The following is a 15,634-nucleotide window of genomic DNA, read 5'->3' on the forward strand; positions in this document are numbered from 1 at the left end:
GGTTAGCTCCCCTCGGGCTTCGCGGACTGGGCCGGAGCCTTGGACTCGGCACCCTGGCCGCCGCCGGCACCGCCGGCACCGCCGCGCCGACGGCGCTGCGGACGCTCACGGCGCTGACCGCCGCCACCGCCACCGCCGCCACCGGTGGAGCGCTGCGCGGCACGGGCCGCCTCGCGCTCGGCGCGGGTCGCGGGCGCGTCACCCTTGTAGATCCACACCTTCACACCGATGCGGCCGAACGTCGTACGGGCCTCGAAGAAGCCGTAGTCGATGTCGGCTCGCAGCGTGTGCAGCGGGACGCGGCCCTCGCGGTAGAACTCCGAGCGGGACATCTCGGCCCCGCCCAGACGGCCACCGCACTGGATACGGATGCCCTTGGCCCCGCTCTTGATCGCGCTCTGCATGGCCTTGCGCATCGCGCGGCGGAAGGCCACACGGCTGCTCAACTGCTCGGCGACGCCCTGGGCGACGAGCTGCGCGTCGGTCTCCGGGCTCTTGACCTCAAAGACGTTGAGCTGCACCTGCTTGGCGGTCAGCTTCTCCAGCTTGGTCCGGATACGGTCGGCCTCCGCACCGCGGCGGCCGATGACGATGCCCGGACGGGCGGTGTAGACGTCCACACGGACACGGTCGCGGGTGCGCTCGATCTCGACCTTGGAGATGCCCGCGCGCTCCATGCTGCGGGTCAGCATCCGCCGGATCGCGACGTCTTCCTTGACGTAGTCCTTGTAGACCTTGTCCGCGTACCAGCGGCTCTTGAAATCGGTGCTGACACCGAGGCGGAACCCGTGCGGGTTTACCTTCTGCCCCACTATCGGGTCCTTTCCTTCGTCTTGGACGAGGCGCCCGAGTTCTCAGCGACGACCACGGTGATGTGGCTCGTCCGCTTGGTCACTCGGAAGGCGCGGCCGAAACCCCGGGGGCGAATGCGCTTCAGGGTCGGACCCTCGTCCACCCACGCGCGTTCGACCACCAGCGTCTCGCGGTCCAGCTTGTCGTTGTGCTCGGCATTGGCGATGGCACTGGCCAGCACCTTGCCAACGGGCTCACTCGCCGACTGGGGAGCGAACCGGAGCACCGCCTGTGCCTCGTCAGCGGGCAACCCGCGAATAAGGTCCACCACCCGGCGGGCCTTTCGGGGCGTCACACGGACGAACCGTGCCTGAGCCCTCGTTCCCATCGCTTTTCCCTCGCTCACGGAAATTCATCCCCACTCACCGTGGAGAACGTGGTTCTTAACTGCCTGCTGCAACCGCTAACGGCGGCTACGGCGGTCTTCCTTGACGTGGCTGCGGAAAGTACGCGTGGGAGCGAACTCGCCGAGCTTGTGGCCGACCATCGACTCGGACACGAACACGGGGACGTGCTTGCGGCCGTCGTGAACGGCGATCGTGTGACCGATCATGTCCGGGACGATCATGGACCGTCGGGACCACGTCTTGATGACGTTCTTGGTCTTCGCCTCGTTCTGCGCTTCCACCTTCTTGATGAGGTGGTCGTCGACGAACGGACCCTTCTTCAGGCTACGTGGCATCAGACGTGCTCCTTACCGCTTCTTCTTACCGCTACGCCGACGCCGGACGATGAGCTTGTCACTGGCCTTCTTCTTGGCCCGGGTCCGGCCTTCCTTCTGACCCCAGGGGCTGACCGGGTGACGGCCACCCGAGGACTTGCCCTCACCACCACCGTGGGGGTGGTCCACCGGGTTCATCACGACACCGCGGACGGTGGGGCGCTTACCCTTCCACCGCGAACGTCCGGCCTTGCCCCAACTGATGTTGGACTGCTCGGCGTTGCCGACCTGGCCGACGGTGGCGCGGCAGGTGATCTCCACCATGCGCATCTCACCGGAGGGCATGCGCAGCGTCGCGTAGCGCCCCTCCTTGGCCAGGAGCTGGATCTGCGATCCCGCGGAACGGCCCAGCTTGGCGCCGCCGCCCGGCTTGAGCTCCACCGCGTGCACGAACGTACCCGTGGGGATGTTGCGCAGCGGGAGGCAGTTGCCCGGCTTGATGTCGGCCTGCGGGCCGTTCTCGATCCGGTCGCCCTGCTTCAGGCCGGCGGGCGCCAGGATGTAGCGCTTCTCGCCGTCCACGTAGTGGAGCAGGGCGATGCGAGCGGTGCGGTTGGGGTCGTACTCGATGTGCGCGACCTTGGCCGCCACACCGTCCTTGTCGTGGCGACGGAAGTCGATCACACGGTAGGCGCGCTTGTGACCGCCGCCCTGGTGGCGGGCGGTGATACGCCCGTGGCCGTTGCGGCCGCCCTTGGAGTGGAGCGGGCGCACCAGCGACTTCTCCGGCTCCGAGCGCGTGATCTCGACGAAGTCGCTCACGCTGGAGCCGCGACGACCGGGTGTCGTCGGCTTGTACTTACGAATGCCCATCTTCTTCGCGCATTCCTTTACGTGTTACTGGATGTGTAGCGGTCAGACCCGGCAGGTCAGACACCGAAGATGTCGATCGAGTGGCCCTCTGCGAGGCCGACGATCGCGCGCTTGGTGTCCGGACGCTTGCCGTAACCGAAACGGGTCCGCTTGCGCTTGCCCTTGCGGTTGATCGTGTTCACGCTCGCGACCTTCACGTCGAAGATCTTCTCGATCGCGATCTTGATCTGGGTCTTGTTGGCGTCGGGGCGGACGATGAACGTGTACTTGTTCTCGTCCATGAGCCCGTAGCTCTTCTCGGAGATCACCGGTTCGATGATGATGTCCCGGTGGTCGGCGATCCTCACTTGGCGTCCTCCTCGGACTCTGCGGCCTTGGAGGCACCGGCCGCGTGGGCCAGGAACTCGGCGTAGCCCGCTTCGGTGAAGACCACGTCGTCCGAGTACAGGACGTCGTAGGTGTTCACCTGATCCGCGTCGAGGACGTGCGCCTCCTGGAGGTTGCGCAGGGCTCGCCGGTTGTGCTCGTCCTCGCGGGCCAGCACGATCAGGACCTTGTCGGACCCAGTCACCTGGCGCAGCGCCTTCAGAGCGGTCTGTGTGAGCTTGGTCTGGACGTCGTCGGCCACGAAGGTGGTGACGACGTGGATGCGGCCGTGGCGCGCCCGGTCGGAGAGGGCACCGCGCAGGGCGGCGGCCTTCATCTTCTTGGGGGTGCGCTGGCCGTAGTCGCGTGGCTGGGGGCCGTGCACCGTGCCACCGCCGGTGTACTGCGGGGCGCGGATCGAACCCTGGCGGGCCCGGCCGGTCCCCTTCTGGCGGTAGGGCTTCTTGCCACCGCCGCGGACCTCGCCGCGGGTCTTGGTGGCGTGCGTGCCCTGACGGCCGGCGGCCAACTGGGCGTTCACGACCTGGTGGATCAGCGGAATGCTGACCTTGGCGTCGAAGACGTCCTCCGGCAGCTCCACGCTGCCCTTGGCGCCGCCCTCGGGGCTGGTGACCTCGATCTGGGCCATGGCTTACTTGTCCCCCTTCACCGCGGTGCGGACGAGCACCAGACCGCCGTTGGGACCGGGGACGGCACCCTTGACCAGGATGAGCCCCTTCTCCGCGTCCACGGAGTGGACGGTCAGGTTCTGGACGGTCTTGCGCACGTTGCCCGCGCGCCCGGCCATCCGCATGCCCTTGAAAACGCGGCCGGGCGTGGCGCAGCCGCCGATGGAACCGGGCGAGCGGTGCTTGCGCTGGGTGCCGTGCGTGGCGGAGAGGCCGCGGAAACCGTGGCGCTTCATCACACCGGCGAAGCCCTTGCCCTTGCTCTTACCCGTGACGTCGACCTTCTGGCCGCTCTCGAAGCTGTCCGCCGCGACCTCCTGGCCGAGCTGGTACTCGGAGGCGTCCTCGGTGCGGACCTCGACGTAGTGGCGGCGCGGGGTCAGGTCGTTCTTGCGCAGGTAGTCGCCGAGCGGCTTGTTCACCTTGCGCGGGTTGATCTGCCCGTAGCCGAGCTGGATGGCGGAGTAGCCATCGGTGTCCGGAGTCCGGATGCGGCTCACGACGCACGGACCGGCCTTCAGAACCGTCACGGGAACCATCTCTCCCGCGTCGTCGAAGACCTGGGTCATGCCGAGCTTCTCGCCCAGAACTCCCTTGATCTGCTTGGTGGCCATGTCTGTGCGTCCTTAAAGCTTGATCTCGATGTCAACACCCGCCGGAAGGTCGAGCCGCATGAGCGAGTCGACGGTCTTCGGCGTGGGGTCGATGATGTCGATCAGCCGCTTGTGCGTGCGCATCTCGAAGTGCTCGCGCGAGTCCTTGTACTTGTGCGGCGATCGGATGACGCAGTAAACGTTCTTCTCCGTCGGCAGCGGCACCGGGCCCGCGACCTGTGCGCCAGTTCGCGTCACGGTCTCGACGATCTTCTTCGCCGAGCTGTCGATGACCTCGTGGTCATAGGCCTTTAGCCGAATGCGGATCTTCTGTCCCGCCATATGGCCTGTTCGTCCTTCGCTTCAGTGTCCGTAACGGTGTCAGTCCCGGTCACAGACGCCCAGGCCCGGCGGAACCGCCGTGTGCCGTGAGCCCCTATTCCCTTGAGAAACCGCAACAGGGCTTGCCCCTGCGGTGCGTCACCGTCACAGAGCCCGATGACGTCTTGAGTGGTGCGGTGGGCGGGCCGTGACGGGCACGGCCCGCCCACCGCGCCGGGGAGCGCCCTCGGATGAGGGGCTCCCCGGCCTGGGTCCTACTTGATGATCTTCGTGACTCGCCCGGCACCGACGGTCCGGCCACCCTCACGGATGGCGAACTTCAGGCCCTCTTCCATGGCGACCGGCTGGATCAGCACGACGGACATGGCGGTGTTGTCACCGGGCATGACCATCTCGGTGCCCTCCGGCAGCGTCACGACGCCGGTGACGTCGGTGGTGCGGAAGTAGAACTGCGGGCGGTAGTTGTTGAAGAACGGCGTGTGGCGACCGCCCTCGTCCTTGGACAGGATGACGACCTGGCCCTCGAACTCGGTGTGCGGGGTGGTCGTACCGGGCTTGATGACGACCTGGCCGCGCTCGACGTCCTCGCGCTTGATGCCGCGCAGGAGCAGACCGACGTTGTCACCGGCCTGGCCCTGGTCGAGCAGCTTGCGGAACATCTCGACACCGGTGACGGTGGTGCTCTGCTTCTCTTCCTTGATGCCGACGATGTCGACGGTCTCGTTGACGTTGACGACACCGCGCTCGATGCGGCCGGTCACCACGGTGCCGCGACCGGTGATCGAGAAGACGTCCTCGATCGGCATGAGGAACGGCTTGTCGGTGTCGCGCTCGGGCTCCGGGATGGACTCGTCGACCGTCTTCATGAGGTCGAGGACCGCCTGGCCCCACTCGGCGTCGCCCTCGAGGGCCTTCAGAGCGGAGACCTTGGTGACCGGAACGTCGTCACCGGGGAACTCGTACTCGCTGAGCAGCTCGCGGACCTCGAGCTCGACGAGCTCGAAGATCTCCTCGTCGTCCACCATGTCGGCCTTGTTGAGGGCCACCACGATGTAGGGCACGCCGACCTGGCGAGCCAGGAGCACGTGCTCCTTGGTCTGCGGCATCGGGCCGTCGGTGGCGGCCACGACCAGGATGGCGCCGTCCATCTGCGCCGCACCGGTGATCATGTTCTTCACGTAGTCGGCGTGGCCGGGGCAGTCGACGTGGGCGTAGTGACGCGCCTCGGTCTGGTACTCGACGTGGGCGACGGAGATGGTGATACCGCGCTCGCGCTCCTCGGGAGCGTTGTCGATGTCCTCGAACGGGGTGAACGGGTTCAGCTTCGGGTACGCATCGTGCAGCACCTTGGTGATGGCCGCGGTCAGCGTGGTCTTGCCGTGGTCAATGTGACCGATGGTGCCGATGTTGACGTGCGGCTTAGTCCGCTCGAACTTTTCCTTCGCCACTGGATGTCTCCTAGACGTACAGAGCTATCTGACGTCCGCCCCCGCGGGTGCGGGACCGGACTGGTTACGTGTCCGCAGGCGAGTTACTCGCCGCGAACCTTCGCCACAATTTCTTGGGCGACGGCGGACGGAACCTCCGCGTAGGAGTCGAACACCATCGAGTAGTTGGCTCGACCCTGCGTGCGGCTACGCAGGTCCCCCACGTAGCCGAACATCTCGGAGAGGGGAACCTGGGCCTTGACGACCCGGGCACCCGAACGCTCGTCCATGGACTGGATCTGTCCGCGGCGGGAGTTCAGGTCCCCGATGACGTCACCCATGTAGTCCTCAGGGGTGATGACCTCGACGGCCATGACCGGCTCCAGAAGAGTCGGCTTGGCCAGCCTGACGGCCTCCTTGAAGGCCATCGAACCGGCGGTCTTGAAGGCCATCTCGGAGGAGTCGACCTCGTGGTACTGCCCGTCCTGGAGCGTCACCTTGATGCCCACGAGCGGGTAGTGCGCGAGCACACCGAGCTCGGCGGCCTCCTGGCAGCCGGCGTCGACCGAGGGGATGTACTCCCTCGGCACGCGGCCGCCGGTGACGGCGTTGACGAACTCGTAGCCGCTGGCGTCGCCGCTCTCGGACTCCAGGGGCTCCAGGTCGATCTTGACCTTGGCGAACTGGCCGGACCCACCGGTCTGCTTCTTGTGGGTGTAGACGTGGCCCTCGACCTTCTTGCGAATGGTCTCGCGGTAGGCCACCTGCGGCTTGCCGATGTTGGCCTCGACCTTGAACTCGTCGCGCATGCGGTTGACCAGCACCTCAAGGTGCAGCTCACCCATACCGGAGATCACGGTCTGACCGGTCTGCTCATCCGAGGACACCTGGAAGGAGGGGTCCTCGTCGGCCAGGCGCTGGATCGCGATGCCCAGCTTCTCCTGGTCGCTCTTGGTCTTGGGCTCGATGGCCACCTCGATGACCGGAGCCGGGAACGACATGGACTCCAGAACGATCGGAGAGGACTGCTCGCACAGCGTCTCACCGGTCGTGGTGTCCTTCAGACCCATGACCGCCACGATGTCGCCCGCGCCTGCCTCCGCGATCTCCTCACGCTTGTTGGAGTGCATGCGGTAGATCTTGCCGATGCGCTCCTTGCGGCCCTTGAGGCTGTTCATCACCTGGGAGCCGGAGGTCAGGACACCGGAGTAGATGCGCACGTAGGTCAGCTTGCCCAGGTGCGGGTCGCTCATGATCTTGAAGACCAGGGCGGACATCGGCTCGTCGACGCTCGGCTTGCGGGAGAGCTTGGTCTCCTCGGTCTCGTCCTTGGGGTCGTGGCCCTCGATGGCCTCGACGTCCAGGGGCGAGGGGAGGTAGGCGGTGACCGCGTCGAGCAGGGGCTGGACGCCCTTGTTCTTGAAGGCGGTGCCGCACAGGACCGGGACGGCGGTGCCGGCGATGGTGGCACGGCGGATCGCGGGGACCAGCTGCTCCTCGGAGGGCTCCTGACCCTCCAGGTACAGCTCCATGATCTCGTCGTCGGCCTCGGCCAGCGTCTCGATGAACTTGGTGCGCGCCTCACGGGCCTCGTCGGCGTGCTCGTCGGGGATGTCGATCGTGTCGTACATCTCGCCGAGCGCGGCCTCGGCGTTCCACACGTAGGCCTTCATCTTCACCAGGTCGATGACGCCCTTGAAGTCGCCCTCGGTCCCGATGTTGAGCTGGATCGGCATCGCGTTGGCACCCAGGCGGTCGCGGAACATGTCCACGCAGCGCTGGAACTCGGCGCCGATCTTGTCCATCTTGTTGACGAAGCAGATACGCGGAACGTTGTAGCGGTCGGCCTGACGCCAGACCTGCTCCGACTGGGGCTCCACGCCCTCCTTGGCGTCGAACACCGCGACCGCACCGTCCAGCACACGCAGCGAACGCTCGACCTCGACCGTGAAGTCGACGTGGCCGGGCGTGTCGATGATGTTGATGGTGTGGTCGTCCCAGTGGGTGGTGGTAGCAGCCGAGGTAATGGTGATACCCCGCTCCTGCTCCTCCTTCATCCAGTCCATCGTGGCGGCGCCGTCGTGGACCTCACCCACCTTGTGGGTGACACCGGTGTAGTAGAGGATGCGCTCCGTCGTCGTGGTCTTACCAGCGTCGATGTGGGCCATGATGCCGATGTTTCGCACCTTGGCCAGGTCAAGCAAAGTCTTAGCCATGAGGCTCGTCGTCCCTCGGTCCGTTCCGATCCGGCCGCTCTACCAGCGGTAGTGAGCGAAGGCCTTGTTCGACTCGGCCATCTTGTGCGTGTCCTCACGCTTCTTGACGGCCGCGCCGAGTCCGTTGCTGGCGTCGACCAGCTCGTTCATCAGACGCTCGGTCATGGTCTTCTCACGGCGCTGGCGCGCGTAGGAGACCAGCCAGCGCAGAGCCAGCGTGGTGGACCGGGAGGCGCGGACCTCGACCGGCACCTGGTAGGTCGCGCCACCGACGCGGCGGCTGCGGACCTCGAGCGCGGGCTTGACGTTGTCCAGGGCGCGCTTGAGAACGACCAGCGGCTCCTGGCCGGTCTTCTCGCGAGCACCCTCCAGGGCGTCGTAGACGACGCTCTGGGCGATGGAGCGCTTGCCGTCAAGCAGCACCTTGTTGATCAGTGCCGTGACGAGCGGCGAGCCGTGGACCGGGTCGGTGATGAGCTGGCGCTTCGGCGCCGGGCCCTTGCGCGGCATGCTTACTTCTCCTTCTTGGCGCCGTAGTGGCTACGCGCCTGCTTGCGGCCACGGACACCCTGGGTGTCGAGCGAGCCGCGGACAATTCGGTAGCGGACGCCCGGCAGGTCCTTCACACGACCACCGCGGACCAGCACGATGCTGTGCTCCTGGAGGTTGTGACCGATGCCGGGAATGTAGGCAGTGACCTCGATGCCGCTGCTCAGCTTCACGCGGGCGACCTTGCGCAGAGCGGAGTTCGGCTTCTTCGGCGTAGTGGTGTAGACACGCGTGCACACACCACGACGCTGCGGACTCCCCTTCAGCGCCGGGGTCTTGTTCTTTGCGACCTTGTCCTGTCGGCCCTTACGGACCAGCTGCTGGATGGTGGGCACCGCGTCTCCGTCTTCCTCGTGACCTACGCCGGTTCTCGTAGCCGATATCGCTATTGACCTGCTGAACTTCCCGAATCTCCCCGACCCCCGCTGTCGGGCGTGTCGCGCCTGTTCTGACGCACGGCGCAACCGAACACACCCGGCCGGAAGCCGTTATGGGAGGGGGTTCACATGCGCGGCGCGCCTACGCCGTCGCCGGGGAGGAATCGACCACTCCCGGGAGGCCTCAGGTGCCGCACACACGCGTGTGACCCGTCGACTCACGGGCACAATCACACAGGCTACCGCTCCCCGGTGGCCCGGTCAAAGCGGTGTGCGACATGGCGAGTTTCGATCCTCGCGTAGCCGTGGGTCGGCTTTCAGTCTACTCGCTTCCGGGGGCGCTTCGCTCCAGGATCACGGTGTCCAGGGCGCTTCGCGGTGTTCGAAGCACCGGCCACCCCCTCGACCTGGCGTTCAGGGGCGGCCGGTGACCGGAGGAACCAGTCGAGTGCGCTACAGGACGAACCAGAAGGCGACACAGATCACGCTGATGAGGAGGCCCAGGGTCGCGAGCACCGTTCCCCCGGTAATGAAGCCCAAACCGTCCAAGCGACCTTCGGACCTGCGAATCCTCTGCTTGGCCTTGGGGCCGGTGACGAACAGAGCCACCGGACCGGTGGCCAGACCGACGAGGGGAAGCAGCGAGGCGGCGCCCAGCCAGAGGGTGATCAGCGCCCCCCGCTCGGTGTCGGCGAGGAAGTCGATGCTGTCGTAGCCCGGGTAGGCGTCCCCGGCCTCCCCGCCCAGGGGACGATCGTCGAACCCGGGGAAGTCGCCGGCGATCGGGTCCCGGCGCCGTTTGGACCTGGCCCTGCGTGCCGACTGGCCGGCCGGCATCCCGTAGTCGGCGGGAGTGAACCCGTCGTCGTACTCCGGGTCCTCCTCCTGCTCGCCGGGTGCCTCGGTCTCCTCTTCGCCCGGAGCGACGGGGTCCTGGACGTAGGGCACGGGGGGCGCCAAGTCCGAGGGCACCCCGGGCACGACGGCACCGCCGGAATAGGCGTCCTCCGGAAGACGCTCCTCCGGATCGAAGCGGTGCGCATCGGCGGTGAGCGGGTCCGGCCCGCCCTCGGCCCGGCCGTAGGACTCGCCACTGCGCCGGTCCCAGCGGTCCGGGTCTCCGTAGTCCTGGTGGGGGTCGTCAGAATACGGCTCGCCGTAGCCCTGGTCGTAGCGTTCGCCCCCCTCGTAGCCGGTTCCGAGGTACCCGTCCCCTTCCTCACGGGCGGGGTACAACGGAGCGTCGAAGGCCCGCTCACCGTCGGGCTCCGCCCGGTGGTCCGCGTAGGAGCCCTCGAAGCCCAGGGGGTCGACCTCGGACCCGGCCTCCCGTCCACCGTCCTGTTCCCGGGCCCTCGTCTGCATGTCGGCGAGCGCGGAGAGCGGGTCCTCGGACTCGGGGACCGCGGCGGAGAGTGCGGCGGTCTCCGGCCCGGAGGGCTCCGGTCCCCAGTCCTGGTACTGCGGTTCGGAGGGTGTGCTCTCGCGGCGCCTGCGTTCGGCCTCGCGCACCGCCTCCGGCAGGCGTTCATCGTCGCGGCCGAAGGCCCAGGTGTTACCGCTGCCCGTGCCGAGCGCTCCCTCGTCGAAACGTGTCGAGGCGGGTGAGGGGGTCCCGGAGAGTTCGTCGTCGTAGGTGTCCGCGTACGGGGCGGCCGTGTCCCGTGAGGGGGACCAGGAGGTACCGGTGTCGTGGGAAGGGTCCCAGGAGGTACCGGTGTCCGGGGAAACGGCCTGGTCCGACCCTCCGTCGAACGCCCCCGGCTCCCGATAGGGCGCCGCGAGATCCGCCGACGCCTCCCAGGACCGGGACTCCTCCGGCTCCCACGAAGAGGACCCGGACTCCTCCGAGTCCTCCCAGGACGGCGCGGCCGAGCCCGACCGCGCCCCGCCCCAGACCGGAGCGTCCCCGGGCTCCTCCCACGACGGGGCGGCCGTGTCCCGTGAGGGGGACCAGGAGGTACCGGTGTCGTGGGAAGGGTCCCAGGAGGTACCGGTGTCCGGGGAAACGGCCTGGTCCGACCCTCCGTCGAACGCCCCCGGCTCCCGATAGGGCGCCGCGAGATCCGCCGACGCCTCCCAGGACCGGGACTCCTCCGGCTCCCACGAAGAGGACCCGGACTCCTCCGAGTCCTCCCAGGACGGCGCGGCCGAGCCCGACCGCGCCCCGCCCCAGACCGGAGCGTCCCCGGGCTCCTCCCACGACGGGGTTTCGAGACCGCCACCCGAGAAGGGGGAGGCGTCCTCCCGCGTCTCGGGCGGAAGGGGGACCTGGGCACTGGCCGCCACCCCGGGGTAGGCGGGTTCCTCCTCGGGTACGGGCTCCCCCGGGATCCGTGTCAGCGGCCGGTAGGCAGCGGCCCCCGCCCCCGGGTAGGAGATGGGGTCCTGGTTCAGCGGCGGAGAGGACGGATCCGGCGCGGCGTGCGGGGGCCGCGGTGGCCCGCCGAGCGCCTCCGGGTAGGGCTCCACCAGTGCCGGCCGGGACGTGCTCAGCCCCGAGTAGCCGCCGCTGTCGGGGAAGACCGTCTCGTCCGGGTCCTCGCCCTCCAGCGGATCCTGGTACTCCGACTGCGTGCGGTAGCGGTTCTCCGTCGGCTTGAACCACGAGTCGGTGCTGCCCGCCCCCGTGTTCCGGCCGCCCCCGTTTTCAGTCACTGTGTGCCTGCTCTCCAGACAGCGCCGTAGCGCTCGTTCCCCGTCCGCACCGCCCTGTGCGGATAGCGATAACGCCGAACGGCGGCGCCACCACCCCGGTGGGGAGGTGGTGGAGCGCCGCCGCGGACACCGCCGTTACCGGTTGTACGGCCCGAAGTCGTACTCCTCCAGCGGGACGGCCTCACCGGATCCCTGCCCGAAGGTGTACTCGCTGGGCTCCTCGTAACCGGACACCGAGTACATCGAGGCCTTGGCCTCCTCGGTCGGCTCCACCCTGACGTTGCGGTACTGCGGAATACCGGTACCGGCAGGGATGAGCTTACCGATGATGACGTTCTCCTTGAGGCCGAGCAGAGGATCGCTCTTGCCGTGGATCGCGTTCTCGGTCAGCACCCGGGTGGTCTCCTGGAAGGAGGCCGCCGACAGCCAGGACTCGGTGGCCAGCGAGGCCTTGGTGATCCCCAGCAGGACCGGGCGCCCCGCGGCGGGCTGTCCGCCCTCGGACACCACGCGGCGGTTGATCGACTCGAACTTGGGCCGTTCCACCATCTCACCCGGCAGCAGCTCGGTGTCACCCGACTCCAGGATGTTCACCCGCTTGAGCATCTGTCGGACGATGATCTCGATGTGCTTGTCGTGGATGGACACACCCTGCGACTTGTACACCTCCTGGACCTCCGACACGAGGTGCTGCTGCACCATGCGCGGGCCCTGGATGCGGAGGACCTCGTGCGGGTCGATCGCGCCCTGGATCAGCTTCTGGCCGACGGCGACGTGGTCGTCGTCGCTCACCAGGAGCTGGGCACGCATCGGCACCGGGTAGGCGATCTCGTCCGAGCCGTCGTCCGGGATGACGACGATCTTACGGCTCTTCTCCGTGTCGTCGATCCGGATCCGGCCTTCGAGCTCGGAGATCGGGGCCACACCCTTGGGGATACGGGCCTCGAAGAGCTCCTGCACACGCGGCAGACCATGGGTGATGTCCTGGCCGGCCGAACCGCCCATGTGGAAGGTCCGCATGGTGAGCTGGGTGCCGGGCTCACCGATGGACTGGGCCGCGATGATACCGATCGCCTCACCGACGTCCACCGGCTTGCCGGTCGCCATGGAACGGCCGTAGCAGGTGGTGCAGACGCCGATCTTGGCCTCACAGGTCAGCGACGAGCGGATGCGCACGCGGGTGATGCCCGCGGCGATGAGCTTGTCGATGTTCTGCTCGGAGGTGTCGGACAGCGCGGGCAGCACGGTCTTGCCCTCGGCGTCCACGACGTCCTCGGCGAGCGTGCGCCCGAACCCGGTGTTCTCGACGTTGTGCTTGCGCACCACGGCGCCGGACTCGCCCTTCTCACCGATCTCGTGCCAGAGGGAGCGGTCCGTGCCGCAGTCCAGCTCGCGAACGATGACGTCCTGCGCGACGTCCACCAGACGACGGGTCAGGTAACCCGAGTCGGCGGTACGCAGCGCGGTGTCGGCCAGGCCCTTGCGCTGTCCGTGCGTGGAGATGAAGTACTCCAGGACGGACAGGCCCTCTCGGTAGGAGGACTTGATCGGGCGCGGGATCGTCTCACCCTTGGTGTTGGAGACCAGGCCGCGGATACCGGCGATCTGGCGCACCTGCATCGGGTTGCCTCGGGCACCGGACTGGACCATCATCCACACCGGGTTGTCGGCGGGGAAGTTGTCCTCCATGTCCTTGGCGACCTCGGCGGTGGCCTGTGTCCACACCTCGGTGAGCTCCTGGCGACGCTCGTCGTCGGTGATGAGGCCGCGGTCGTACTCACGCTGGATCTTGTCCGCCTTGCGCTCGTACCCTTCGAGGATCTCGGCCTTGCGCGGAGGCGCGACGACGTCCTCGATACCGATGGTCAGGCCGGACCGGGTGGCCCAGCGGTATCCGGCGTCCTTCAGGGCGTCCAGGGTCGTGGCGACCTGGACCTTGGGGTAGTTCTCGGCCAGGTCGTTGACCAGGGCCGAGATCTGCTTCTTGCCCATCTGGTAGTTGATGTAGGGATAGTCGACCGGGGTGGTCTCGTTGAAGAGGTACCGGCCCAGGGTCGTCTCCAGGAGGTAGTCCTGGCCCGGCTCCCAGCCCTCCGGGGCCTCCCAGTCCTTGGGCGTCGGGGCTCCGTCGGAGATCCGCAGGCGGATGTTGGCCTGCAGGTCCAGATCGCCCAGGTCATAGGCCATGATGGCCTCGGCCGGGGAGAGGAACGCGCGCCCCTCGCCCGCGGCGCCCGCCTTCCCCGTGGTCAGGTAGTACAGGCCGATGATCATGTCCTGGGTGGGCATGGTCACGGGCTTGCCGTCGGAGGGCTTGAGGATGTTGTTCGTGGCCAGCATCAGCAGCCGGGCCTCGGCCTGGGCCTCGGCCGACAGCGGCAGGTGCACGGCCATCTGGTCACCGTCGAAGTCGGCGTTGAACGCCGTGCACACGAGCGGGTGGATCTGGATGGCCTTGCCCTCGACCAGCTGCGGTTCGAAGGCCTGGATGCCCAGGCGGTGCAGCGTGGGCGCACGGTTGAGCAGCACCGGGTGCTCGGTGATGACCTCTTCGAGGACGTCCCACACGACCGGGCGGGACCGCTCCACCATGCGCTTGGCACTCTTGATGTTCTGCGCGTGGTTCAGATCGACCAGGCGCTTCATCACGAACGGCTTGAACAGTTCCAGGGCCATCTGCTTGGGCAGGCCGCACTGGTGCAGCTTGAGCTGCGGACCGACGACGATGACCGAGCGGCCGGAGTAGTCGACGCGCTTGCCGAGCAGGTTCTGGCGGAACCGGCCCTGCTTGCCCTTGAGCATGTCGGACAGCGACTTGAGCGGACGGTTGCCCGGTCCGGTGACCGGGCGGCCCCGGCGGCCGTTGTCGAACAGCGCGTCGACGGCCTCCTGGAGCATCCGCTTCTCGTTGTTGACGATGATCTCGGGCGCGCCGAGGTCGAGCAGCCGCTTGAGCCGGTTGTTGCGGTTGATCACCCGGCGGTACAGGTCGTTGAGGTCGGAGGTGGCGAAGCGGCCTCCGTCCAACTGCACCATCGGCCGCAGGTCCGGCGGGATGACCGGAATGCAATCCAGCACCATGCCCATGGGGCTGTTGGTGGTGTTGAGGAACGCCGAGACGACCTTGAGCCGCTTGAGGGCGCGGGCCTTCTTCTGGCCCTTGCCGGTGCGGATGGTCTCCCGAAGCTTCTCCGCCTCCGCGTCCAGCTCGAAGTTGGAGAGCCGGTCCTGGATGGCCTGGGCGCCCATGCCGCCGCGGAAGTACTTGCCGAAGCGGTCCCGCATCTCGCGGTAGAGCATCTCGTCGCCCTCGAGGTCCTGGACCTTGAGGTTCTTGAACCGGTTCCAGACCTCGTCGAGGCGGTCGATCTCGCGCTGGGCCCGGTCGCGCAACTGGCGCATCTCGCGCTCGGCGCCCTCACGCACCTTGCGGCGGGCATCGCTCTTGGCGCCCTGCTCCTCCAGCTCGGCGAGGTCGGCCTCCAGCTTGCGGTGGCGCTCCTCGACTGTGGAGTCGCGGCGCTGCTCCAGGTGCTGCTTCTCGACCGCGATCCGCGCCTCCAGGGACTGGAGGTCGCGCTCACGGGCCTCGGTGTCGACCCACGTGACCATGTAGGCGGCGAAGTAGATGATCTTCTCGAGATCCTTCGGCGCCAGGTCCAGCAGGTAGCCCAGGCGGGAGGGCACACCCTTGAAGTACCAGATGTGCGTGACCGGGGCGGCCAGCTCGATGTGGCCCATCCGCTCACGGCGCACCTTGGCGCGGGTCACCTCGACGCCGCAACGCTCACAGATGATGCCCTTGAAGCGGACGCGCTTGTACTTTCCGCAGTAGCACTCCCAGTCCCGGGTCGGACCGAAGATCTTCTCGCAGAAGAGTCCGTCCTTCTCCGGCTTGAGGGTCCGGTAGTTGATGGTTTCGGGCTTCTTGACCTCGCCGTGCGACCACTGGCGGATGTCGTCGGCCGTGGCGAGGCCAATGCGCAGCTCGTCGAAGAAGTTGACGTCGAGCACTTAATTCGTCCCCTGCT

The 15,634-nt window shown here is 67.5% G+C and carries 14 protein-coding genes; all 14 read right to left on the minus strand.

Features of this window, described 5'->3' with window-relative positions; translation table 11 throughout:
- Positions 1-2: 2 nt before the first annotated feature.
- The 14 genes from rpsC to B042_RS0100260 all read right to left on the minus strand — a co-directional run bounded on the left by rpsC (position 3) and on the right by B042_RS0100260 (position 15,617).
- Entirely contained in the window at positions 3-812 is an 810-nt protein-coding gene (rpsC, locus tag B042_RS0100195; protein WP_028646511.1) for a 30S ribosomal protein S3, read from the minus strand.
- Entirely contained in the window at positions 812-1,180 is a 369-nt protein-coding gene (gene rplV / locus B042_RS0100200; RefSeq protein ID WP_017598542.1) for a 50S ribosomal protein L22, read from the minus strand. Before rplV ends, rpsC begins: the two co-directional genes overlap by 1 nt.
- Before the next feature lie 75 nt (positions 1,181-1,255).
- Entirely contained in the window at positions 1,256-1,534 is a 279-nt protein-coding gene (gene rpsS / locus B042_RS0100205; protein ID WP_028646512.1) for a 30S ribosomal protein S19, read from the minus strand.
- Positions 1,535-1,546: 12 nt separating this feature from the next.
- On the minus strand, positions 1,547-2,386 hold the full coding sequence (rplB, locus tag B042_RS0100210) for a 50S ribosomal protein L2 (RefSeq protein WP_028646513.1): 840 nt from the start codon (positions 2,384-2,386) through the stop codon (positions 1,547-1,549).
- Positions 2,387-2,442: 56 nt separating this feature from the next.
- Positions 2,443-2,733, minus strand: coding sequence for a 50S ribosomal protein L23 (rplW, locus tag B042_RS0100215; RefSeq protein WP_028646514.1), 291 nt, complete (start codon positions 2,731-2,733; stop codon positions 2,443-2,445).
- Positions 2,730-3,401 carry a 50S ribosomal protein L4 gene (gene rplD / locus B042_RS0100220; RefSeq protein WP_028646515.1) on the minus strand — a complete coding sequence of 224 codons (672 nt, stop codon included), beginning with the start codon at positions 3,399-3,401 and terminating at the stop codon, positions 2,730-2,732. Before rplD ends, rplW begins: the two co-directional genes overlap by 4 nt.
- 3 nt (positions 3,402-3,404) lie before the next feature.
- Positions 3,405-4,055, minus strand: coding sequence for a 50S ribosomal protein L3 (gene rplC / locus B042_RS0100225; protein WP_028646516.1), 651 nt, complete (start codon positions 4,053-4,055; stop codon positions 3,405-3,407).
- 12 nt (positions 4,056-4,067) lie between these two features.
- On the minus strand, positions 4,068-4,376 hold the full coding sequence (gene rpsJ, locus B042_RS0100230) for a 30S ribosomal protein S10 (protein ID WP_014908366.1): 309 nt from the start codon (positions 4,374-4,376) through the stop codon (positions 4,068-4,070).
- 254 nt (positions 4,377-4,630) lie between these two features.
- Positions 4,631-5,824 (minus strand): elongation factor Tu, encoded by a 1,194-nt coding sequence (tuf, locus tag B042_RS0100235; RefSeq protein WP_028646517.1) that lies wholly within the window; start codon positions 5,822-5,824, stop codon positions 4,631-4,633.
- A gap of 83 nt (positions 5,825-5,907) precedes the next feature.
- Positions 5,908-8,019, minus strand: a complete 2,112-nt coding sequence (fusA, locus tag B042_RS0100240; protein WP_028646518.1) for an elongation factor G — start codon at positions 8,017-8,019, stop codon at positions 5,908-5,910.
- A 39-nt stretch (positions 8,020-8,058) separates the two neighbouring features.
- Positions 8,059-8,529 carry a 30S ribosomal protein S7 gene (gene rpsG / locus B042_RS0100245; protein WP_028646519.1) on the minus strand — a complete coding sequence of 157 codons (471 nt, stop codon included), beginning with the start codon at positions 8,527-8,529 and terminating at the stop codon, positions 8,059-8,061.
- A 2-nt stretch (positions 8,530-8,531) separates the two neighbouring features.
- Complete coding sequence (gene rpsL, locus B042_RS0100250; protein WP_014912437.1) at positions 8,532-8,903, minus strand: 30S ribosomal protein S12; 372 nt, start codon at positions 8,901-8,903, stop codon at positions 8,532-8,534.
- 495 nt (positions 8,904-9,398) lie between these two features.
- A complete protein-coding gene (locus tag B042_RS0100255) occupies positions 9,399-11,603 on the minus strand; it encodes a hypothetical protein (protein ID WP_028646520.1) in 2,205 nt (734 codons plus the stop codon).
- A 135-nt stretch (positions 11,604-11,738) separates the two neighbouring features.
- Complete coding sequence (locus B042_RS0100260; protein ID WP_028646521.1) at positions 11,739-15,617, minus strand: DNA-directed RNA polymerase subunit beta'; 3,879 nt, start codon at positions 15,615-15,617, stop codon at positions 11,739-11,741.
- Between the last annotated feature and the right edge of the window lie 17 nt (positions 15,618-15,634).

Origin of the sequence: Nocardiopsis sp. CNT312, assembly GCF_000515115.1 — a bacterium.
GTDB lineage: Bacteria > Actinomycetota > Actinomycetes > Streptosporangiales > Streptosporangiaceae > Nocardiopsis.